Annotated in this window: 3 protein-coding genes; all 3 read right to left on the bottom strand. The window is 71.7% G+C overall.

What is annotated here, in order from left to right; genetic code table 11:
* On the bottom strand, positions 1 to 754 hold a 754-nt coding region (locus tag WAL33_RS03915; RefSeq protein ID WP_422178687.1), incomplete at its 3' end, for a 3-deoxy-D-manno-octulosonic acid transferase.
* Entirely contained in the window at positions 724 to 1,734 is a 1,011-nt protein-coding gene (locus WAL33_RS03910; protein ID WP_422178685.1) for a cation diffusion facilitator family transporter, read from the bottom strand. The genes WAL33_RS03915 and WAL33_RS03910, both read right to left, overlap by 31 nt.
* A 128-nt stretch (positions 1,735 to 1,862) precedes the next feature.
* Positions 1,863 to 2,047: hypothetical protein (locus tag WAL33_RS03905; RefSeq protein WP_422178683.1), on the bottom strand; the 185-nt coding region annotated here is incomplete at its 5' end.

Below are 2,047 nucleotides of genomic sequence, written 5' to 3'. Positions count from 1 at the left end.
GGGCCAGCAGCAGGGGGCGATCGCCCCCCTTGGCGCCCAGCCGCGCGCGCAGGTCGGCCAGGGCCGCGGCATCGACCGGCAGAGGGTCCGAGCCGAACTTCAGGTCGGCCTCGCCGGCCACGGTCCCGCCCAGGCTGGCCAGGCGTTCGGCGGCCCGGCCGTCCTGGGCCAGGATCAGATCGAAGCCGCTGAACAGCTGATGGGCCGCGAACGGCCGGGCCTGCCAGCCGGCATAGCTCTTGTCCGACAGCTTGGCCGAGACCAGGGCCAGTTTCACGCCGCGCGCCTTGGCGGTCAGAAGCAGGTTGGGCCACAGCTCGCTCTCGACGAACACCGCTAGGTCCGGCCGCCAGTGGTCGAGGAACCGCTTGGCGCCGCCTGGCGTGTCGACCGGCAGGAACTGGTGGATCGCCCCCGCGGGCAGGCGGCGGGCCAAGAGCTCGGCCGAGGTGACGGTGCCGGAGGTGACCAGCACGGCGACGTCCGGACGCTCGGCCCGCAGGCGCTCGACCAGGGGCAGGATCGACAGGGTCTCGCCGACGCTGGCCCCGTGCAGCCAGACCAGCCGGCCAGAGGGGCGGTCGGCGGTCGGCCGGGCCAGGCGCTCGTTCAACCGCGCGGGGTCTTCCTTGCCGGCCTTGGCGCGGCGGGCCAGCAGCAGGGGCGCGAACGGCTCCAGCGCGGTGGTGGCCGCGCGGTAGAGCTGAAGGGACAACGGAAGGCTCACACCGCGTCCGCGCCGGCCAGGTGGCAGGTGGCGACGCCGCCGCTCTCGACCTGGATGGTGACGTGGCCAATGGCGAAGCGCTTGCTCATCTCGCCGCAGATGTCGTGCAGGAACTGGTCGTTGTCGGGATTGACGGGGCGGACCAGGTGGGCGGTCATGGCGGTCTCGGTGGTGCTCATCGCCCAGATGTGCAGGTCGTGCACCTCGGTGACGCCGGGTCGCGCGGCGAGCCACTCGCCGACGATCTTCGGGTCGATGCCGCGCGGGGCGGCGTCCAGGGCCAGGTCCAGCGAGTCGCGCAGCAGGCCCCAGGTGCCCAGAACAATCACCACGACGATGCCCAGGCTGACCACGGGGTCCAGCCACAGCCAGCCGGTGAACCACATGGCGGCGGCGGCCAGCACCACTCCGGCCGAGATGGCGGCGTCGGCGGCCATGTGCAGGAAGGCCCCACGGATGTTCAGGTCGTCCTTGGAGCCCCGCATGAACATCAGGGCGGTGGCGGTGTTGATGACGATGCCGATCCCCGCGACGATCATCACCGGTCCGGCCTCGATGGGCTGCGGATCGGCGAAGCGGCGCACGGCCTCCCAGGCGATGGCGCCGATCGCCACCAGCAGCACCACCGCGTTGGTCAGCGAGGCCAGGATCGTGCCCTTGCGCAGGCCGTAGGTGTGGCGGCCGCCCGGGGCCTTCTTGGCCAGGACCACCGCGCCCCAGGCCATGAACAGCCCCAGCACGTCGGAAAGATTGTGGCCGGCATCGGCCAGCAGGGCCAACGAATGGGTCATCAGGCCGGCGACGGTCTCGGCCGCCACGAAGCTGATGTTCAGCGCCGCGCCGATCGCGAAAGCCTTGCCGAAGTCCTTGGGCGCGTGGCTGTGGCCGCCGGGGCCGTGGTGATGATGGTCGTGCCCGTGCCCGTGCCCGTGCCCGTGACCATGGTCATGATCGTGGCCATGGCCGGGGTGATCATGGTCGGGCTTGTGGTCGTGATCGTGCGGCATGGGCTCTTCTCCCACCAAGGACGGGTCGGATCAACTTCCCAGCCTACGGCGCGGCGCTTTCACCGCGGAACTGCCGCAAAGGCGGGGCGTAGTCTTCGCAATGGGAGAACGCGCGACATGATTCGACTTCACGACAGCGCCGCGGCCTGGGCGGCTTTGCTCACCGCCTGTGTCCTGACGGCCTGCTCCGAGCCCGGCGCCTCGGACCCCGACCCAGCGCCGGCTCCTGGTCCAGCCGAGACCAGAGCGCCGGCGGTGTCGCCGCCGGCCGCCACACCGGTGGTCGCCGAGCCGAGCGCGCCGGCGGAAAGCC

This window comes from Caulobacter sp. (assembly GCF_049283275.1).
In the GTDB taxonomy this organism is placed as follows: Bacteria; Pseudomonadota; Alphaproteobacteria; order Caulobacterales; family Caulobacteraceae; genus Caulobacter.
This window is presented reverse-complemented; position numbering and strand designations above follow the sequence as displayed.